We start from the raw sequence: 5,860 nt of genomic DNA, 5'->3' as shown, positions 1-5,860 counted from the left end.
CAGGCACGCACCAGGCCCCGGCGATCATCCTCATTGAGCGGCAGAACCGGATGGGCGAGGGCATCCAGCACGCGGTCACCGATGGGGCTGCCATCCACCTGGTGGCGCTTGAGGCGTCGGCTGTAATCCTCCAGCTGATCCAGCAGGATGGGCGAGAAATCGAACACTGCGCAGGCCCCCGGCACCTGTTCCAGGTGGGCGGCCATGTCGGCGTAATCCTTGATGGCATGGAGATAGGTCCAGGATTCCAGGAACTGGCCGCTGAATGCGTCGCGGTATTCCGGCTGGTGCATATGCCAGCAGAGCACCACCCGCAGTGCCTCATCGGACATGGTGAACCGCCTGACCCAGCATCTCCGGGGTCACCAGTACGATGCCACCGGCGCTGAGCTCGAAACGCCGGCCATCCTCTTCCGCGTCATAGCCAATGCGTATGTCATCCGGAATATCGCAGCCGGTCTCGATGATGGTGCGCCGGAGCCTGACATTGCGGCCAATACGCACATTGCTCAGGATCACGGACTGATCGACCACCGAACCTTCATCCACCGTCACGAAAGAGGACAGCAGGGACTGGTTCACCTGGGCACCGGAGACGATGCAGCCACCGGCCACCATGGAGTTGCGGGCTTCGCCGCGCCGGCCTTCCTCGTCCAGGACGAACTTGGCCGGGGGCGCCTGCCGTTGCCAGGTCAGGATGGGCCAGTCCCGGTCATAGATGTTGAGTTCCGGCCGCAGGCCGATCAGCTCCATGTTGCTTTCCCAATAGGAGTCGATGTCGCCCACATCCCGCCAATAGGCCGGGCCATCATCATGCATGTTTCTGTACGGATAGGCGTAGCAGCGGGCTTCGGTGACGGCGTCGGGGATGATGTCCTTGCCGAAGTCATGACTGGAATCGTCGCGGGTGGCATCCACCATCAGGCGGGAGAGGAGATAATCCGTATTGAAGACATAGATGCCCATGGAAGCCAAGGCCTGGTCCGCCTGTCCCGGTGAGCCCTCGCAGTGGTCGGGCTTTTCCACGAAGCGGGTGATTCGATGGTTATTGTCCACATCCATGATGCCGAAACGATTTGATTGCGACATCGGCACGGGCATGCAGCCTACCGTGACATCGGCATCGTGAGTGACATGAAATCCCAGCATGGCGCCATAGTCCATTTTGTAGATGTGATCACCGCCCAGGATCATCAGAAAACGGGGGTTATGCAGACGGATGATGTCCAGGTTCTGGTAGACCGCATCCGCCGTGCCGCGGTACCAGCCTTCGCCGGTGCGCTGCTGGGCGGGGAGCAGTTCGATGAATTCCCCCAGTTCCGAACGCAGAAATCCCCAGCCCTGTTGCAGGTGCTGGATCAGGGAGTGGGCCTTGTACTGAGTGAGTATGCCAATGCGCCGGATGCCGGAATTGAGGCAGTTGGACAGGGGGAAATCGATGATTCGGAAATGCCCGCCAAAGGGTACGGCCGGCTTGACCCGGTGCGAGGTCAGGGAGCCCAGACGAGTCCCCTTGCCGCCAGCCAGCACCAGGACGAGAGTGTCGCGGGTGATGAGACTGACGAAGCGTTCACTGACGGGATTGGGTTGGGCCATCATGCTCGGCGCTCCTGCCGCGTTTCCGAGTCTTCATTCGAGCACCCCCCATTCGCGCCGGTGTTGACTGCCGTCAACGCTTGCGCGCCTCGTCCGGCCGACCATGTTCATTCCAGTCGCCTTGCGGTAGGAAACGATGAGCCCAGCCATGCCCGCCCGATCCGTGATGGAAAGTGATGTCCTGCGCCTTGTGCAGGGCCGCCATCATGCGCCCCATGCCGTTCTGGGTTGCCAGGGCAGGCGCTACCGTGCCTGGCGGCCGGGCGCGAAGGCGGTCTGGCTGGAGCCGGGGCGGGTGCCCATGAAAGTCGTTCATCCCGCCGGTCTGTTTGAATGCCCTTTGCCCGAAAAGCCGGCGACCGAGCCATGGATTCTGGTCTGCGAGTATTCGGGCGGAGAGACCGCTCGGCTTCATGACCCTTACCAGTTCGCCCCTGATCTGGATTGGAAGGCGCTTGTGGCCTTTGGCGAGGGCCATCATTGTCGTGCCTGGCAGATCATGGGTGCGCATTGCATGGACAGGGACGCCGTCGCCGGCACCCGTTTCAGTGTCTGGGCGCCCAATGCCGAGCGGGTCAGTGTGGTGGGTGATTTCAATAACTGGAATGGCCTGAGCCATCCCATGTCGGTCCACGGCGAAAGCGGGGTTTGGGAACTGTTCATTCCGGGCCTGGCAGCCGGTGCCCTGTACAAATTTGAGATTCACAACCAGAGCGGCGAGGTGACGGACAAGGGTGATCCCTATGCCCGGCACTGGGAGGTCCGTCCCCGCACCGGCTGTCTGGTCCCGACCGAGCCCGGGCATGAATGGGGCGATGCGGCCTGGATGCGCGAGCGGCCGGATTGGCGCCATGCCCCCATCAGCATCTATGAGCTGCATGCGGGCTCCTGGCGCCGTAATGCCGACGGCAGTTTCCTGGGCTATCGCCAGTTGGCCGATGCCCTGGTGGAGACCTTGCAGGACAGCGGCTTTAGCCATGTGGAGCTGATGCCGATCACCGAGCATCCCTTCGATGCCTCATGGGGCTACCAGACCACCGGCTATTTCGCCCCCACCAGCCGTTTCGGCAACCCCGATGATTTCCGTTACTTCGTCGATCGCCTGCACCAGGCCGGTATCGGCGTGATCCTGGATTGGGTGCCGGCCCATTTCCCTCGCGATCCTCATGGCCTGGCCCGCTTTGACGGCAGCGCGCTCTACGAGCACGCCGATCCTCGGCGTGGCGAGACGGCCGAATGGGACACCCTGGCCTTCAACTTCGGCCGCAAGGAAGTGATGAGCTTTCTGCTTTCAAGTGCGCTCTACTGGCTGGAGGAATTCCATCTCGATGGCCTGCGTATCGATGCCGTGGCGGCCATGCTCTATCTGGACTATGGCCGCAAGGAGGGCGAGTGGCTGCCCAATATCCATGGTGGGCGGGAAAACCTGGAGGCGGTGGCCTTCCTGCAGGCTCTGAACACCATGACGCACCGGGAATGCCCCGGCAGCATGACCATTGCCGAGGAATCCACCGCCTGGCCGGGTGTGACCCGCCCGGTGCATCTGGGTGGCCTGGGCTTTTCCATGAAATGGAACATGGGTTGGATGCACGACACCCTGGCCTATTTCCGTCATGACCCGGTACACCGGCGCTTCCATCACGACAGCCTCACCTTCGGCCTGCTCTATGCTTTCAGCGAGAATTTCGTTCTGCCCTTCTCCCATGACGAGGTGGTGCACGGCAAGGGATCCCTGCTGGATCGCATGCCGGGGGATCGCTGGCAACGCTTTGCCAACCTCAGGCTGCTGTATGCCTACCTCTATGCCTATCCGGGCAAGAAGCTGATGTTCATGGGCAATGAGCTGGCCCAGACCACTGAGTGGTCTCATGACGGCCAGCTTCCCGAGGCGCTCGGGGCAGTGGCGGAACACGCCGGCGTCAAGCGCCTGATTCGCGACCTGAACCATCTCTACCGCGACAGGCCGGCCCTGCACCGGGGGGACTTCGATGCCGCCGGCTTTGAATGGATCGACTGCCATGATGCGGATCAGTCGGTGATCAGCTTCCTGCGACGGGAGCCCGGCCGGGACGGGGCCGAGGCCCGTTATGTTCTGGCTATTTGCAACTTCACGCCCGTAGTGCGCGAGGACTACCGCATCGGCTTGCCCGAGGGTGGCACGTGGCGGGAAATATTCAACAGTGATGCCGAAGTTTACGGCGGCAGTGGTGTGGGCAACCTCGGACAGGTATTGGCGGCGAGATCACCCTGGATGGGCCGCCCCTGGTCCCTGAGCTTGCGCCTGCCGCCGCTGGGGGCCCTTTATCTGGAATGGGGAGGATGATCATGAAACGACTCAAGATTCTGATGGTGGCGGCGGAAATGGCGCCCCTGGTCAAGGTGGGTGGACTGGGCGATGTCATGGGTAGCCTGCCCCGGGCCCTGGCCGAGCGCGGTCACGATGTGCGCGTGCTGATTCCGGCCTATTCCTCGCGCTTGGCCAAGCAGGCCAGACCCATCGCGCGCGCGCACGGATTCAGGGGACGCCTGCTGGCGCACGAGAATGGTCAGGCTGCTTTTCCCGTCTGGCTGCTGGAGACGGCGGCCTTTCTGAGACGGGAGGGGCGCCCCTATTTGAACCGCAGCGGCAGGCCCTGGGCCGACAACCCCGTGCAGTTCAGTCACCTGAGCCGGATGGCCGCCGATATTGCCGGAGGGCACCTGGGTCTGGACTGGGAGCCGGATATTGTTCATTGCAACGACTGGCACACCGGGCTGGTCCCGGTCTGGATGCGGATGAACGAGTGCAATCTGCCCACCGTATTCACCATCCACAACCTCGGCTATCAGGGCCGTTTTCCTCCCGACATACTGGCCCGGCTGGGTTTGCCCGATTCGCTGTACGATCCCGAGGCCCTGGAATGCTACGGTGATGTGGCCTTTATCAAGGGTGGACTGGTCTTCGCCGACCGGCTCACTACCGTCAGCCCGGGTTACGCCCGGGAGATCCAGACGCCCCTGTTTGGTGCCGGACTGGACGGACTGTTAAGGGCCCGTGCGGAACAACTGACGGGAATCGTCAATGGTATTGATCTCGACAGCTGGAACCCGGACACGGATCCCTGGTTGACTCATCATTACGATGGCAGTGATATATCCACGACCCGCAAGGCTAAACAGGCGGAAGGGGATCGCCTCAAGCCGCGTCTGGGTATGAGCACCAAGGACAAGCCACGCCGGCCGCTGCTAGCCTGGGTGGGTCGGCTGGCCGAGCAGAAGGGTATGGACCTGTTGCTGGCGGCCTTGCCGGTATTGATGGAGAGGGATATCGATATTGTGGTGCTCGGGGATGGTGAAGCTGCCTTCAGCCGTGCTCTCAAGGCGGCAGCCCATCGCTGGCCGGGACGACTGGCTTTCAAGCAGGGCTTTGATGAAGCACTGGCCCATCAGGTGTATGCCGCCTCGGATATCTTGCTCATGCCCTCCCGTTTCGAACCTTGTGGCCTGGCCCAGTTGTGCGCCATGCGTTACGGCAGCATTCCCGTGGTCAGTCCGGTGGGCGGCTTGCTCGATACCGTGATTGATGCCGGCGTGGACCCCAAGCGTGGGACCGGTTTTTACATGGAGGCAGTTAGCAGCGAGAAGCTGGTGGATGCGGTGGACCGGGCCCTGGTGTGCTGGAAGTCATCCCGTGACTGGGGGCGAATCATTGCCAATGCCATGTCTCAGGCTTCCTCATTCGGGTGGGGTGAGCGGGTACAGGATTATGAATCGCTTTACCTGAATACCCTGGATTCCTATCTCAGCGAACACCATCGTGCACTGATTTCTCTGCCGGACTCCGCCAAGGCGGGGAAGGTCTCGACCGAGGCCCGTGAGTGACGGGTACACTCAAGGTTGGCGATAATAGGCCCCGGCATGTACCTCGGATTCCCGGGGTGATCCCTGCACGCCCGTGTGCCGGTTGGTGCTTGCCAGGCTCTGTCTTGTCGCCAGTTGCGTGATACCTTCCAGGCCCGGCTGAGCGGTCGTGACGGCATGGATGGGGATGGTCTGCATCAAGGTCTGCAGGCGGCCTTTGCGCTGGAAGGCCTGAATGAAACGATGGTCGGAGAGGAAGGGCTGCAGGCGGGCAAGCAGGCCGCCCACCAGGTAGACGCCGCCGGTGGCCAGACTGAACAGGGCGGCATTGCCGGCGAACGCGCCAAGAATCTCGCTGAAGCAAGCGATGGCTGCGGTGGCGGCCTTGTCTTCACGGTTCTCGGCCCGCTGACAGAGCAGTGGT

At 62.2% G+C, this 5,860-nt stretch carries 4 protein-coding genes and 1 pseudogene; 2 read left to right on the top strand and 3 right to left on the bottom strand.

All coding sequences use genetic code 11. The features are described 5' to 3' along the window. Together ACJWXQ_RS01220 and glgC are read right to left on the bottom strand one after the other, a co-directional pair. Positions 1-332, bottom strand: a pseudogene (locus ACJWXQ_RS01220) (glycoside hydrolase); the annotation flags it as partial. After that, complete coding sequence (gene glgC / locus ACJWXQ_RS01215) at positions 322-1,596, bottom strand: glucose-1-phosphate adenylyltransferase (protein WP_406671980.1); 1,275 nt, start codon at positions 1,594-1,596, stop codon at positions 322-324. The gene glgC and the pseudogene ACJWXQ_RS01220, both read right to left, overlap by 11 nt. Positions 1,597-1,744: 148 nt before the next feature. On the opposite strand from glgC, the gene glgB reads away from it, so the two are divergent. Together glgB and glgA are read left to right on the top strand one after the other, a co-directional pair. Further along, positions 1,745-3,919 carry a 1,4-alpha-glucan branching protein GlgB gene (gene glgB, locus ACJWXQ_RS01210; RefSeq protein WP_406671979.1) on the top strand — a complete coding sequence of 725 codons (2,175 nt, stop codon included), beginning with the start codon at positions 1,745-1,747 and terminating at the stop codon, positions 3,917-3,919. Between the two features lie 2 nt (positions 3,920-3,921). Beyond that, positions 3,922-5,457 (top strand): glycogen synthase GlgA, encoded by a 1,536-nt coding sequence (glgA, locus tag ACJWXQ_RS01205; protein ID WP_406671978.1) that lies wholly within the window; start codon positions 3,922-3,924, stop codon positions 5,455-5,457. Between the two features lie 9 nt (positions 5,458-5,466). On the opposite strand, the gene ACJWXQ_RS01200 is transcribed toward glgA, so the two are convergent. After that, a partial coding sequence (locus ACJWXQ_RS01200) for a glucokinase (protein WP_406671977.1) occupies positions 5,467-5,860 on the bottom strand: 394 nt, incomplete at its 5' end.

The sequence above is a fragment of the Natronospira sp. genome (assembly GCF_007134575.1).
Taxonomy (GTDB): domain Bacteria; phylum Pseudomonadota; class Gammaproteobacteria; order Natronospirales; family Natronospiraceae; genus Natronospira; species Natronospira elongata.
The sequence above is the reverse complement of the archived record's forward strand: the minus strand, read 5'-3'. Positions and strand labels throughout refer to the sequence as shown.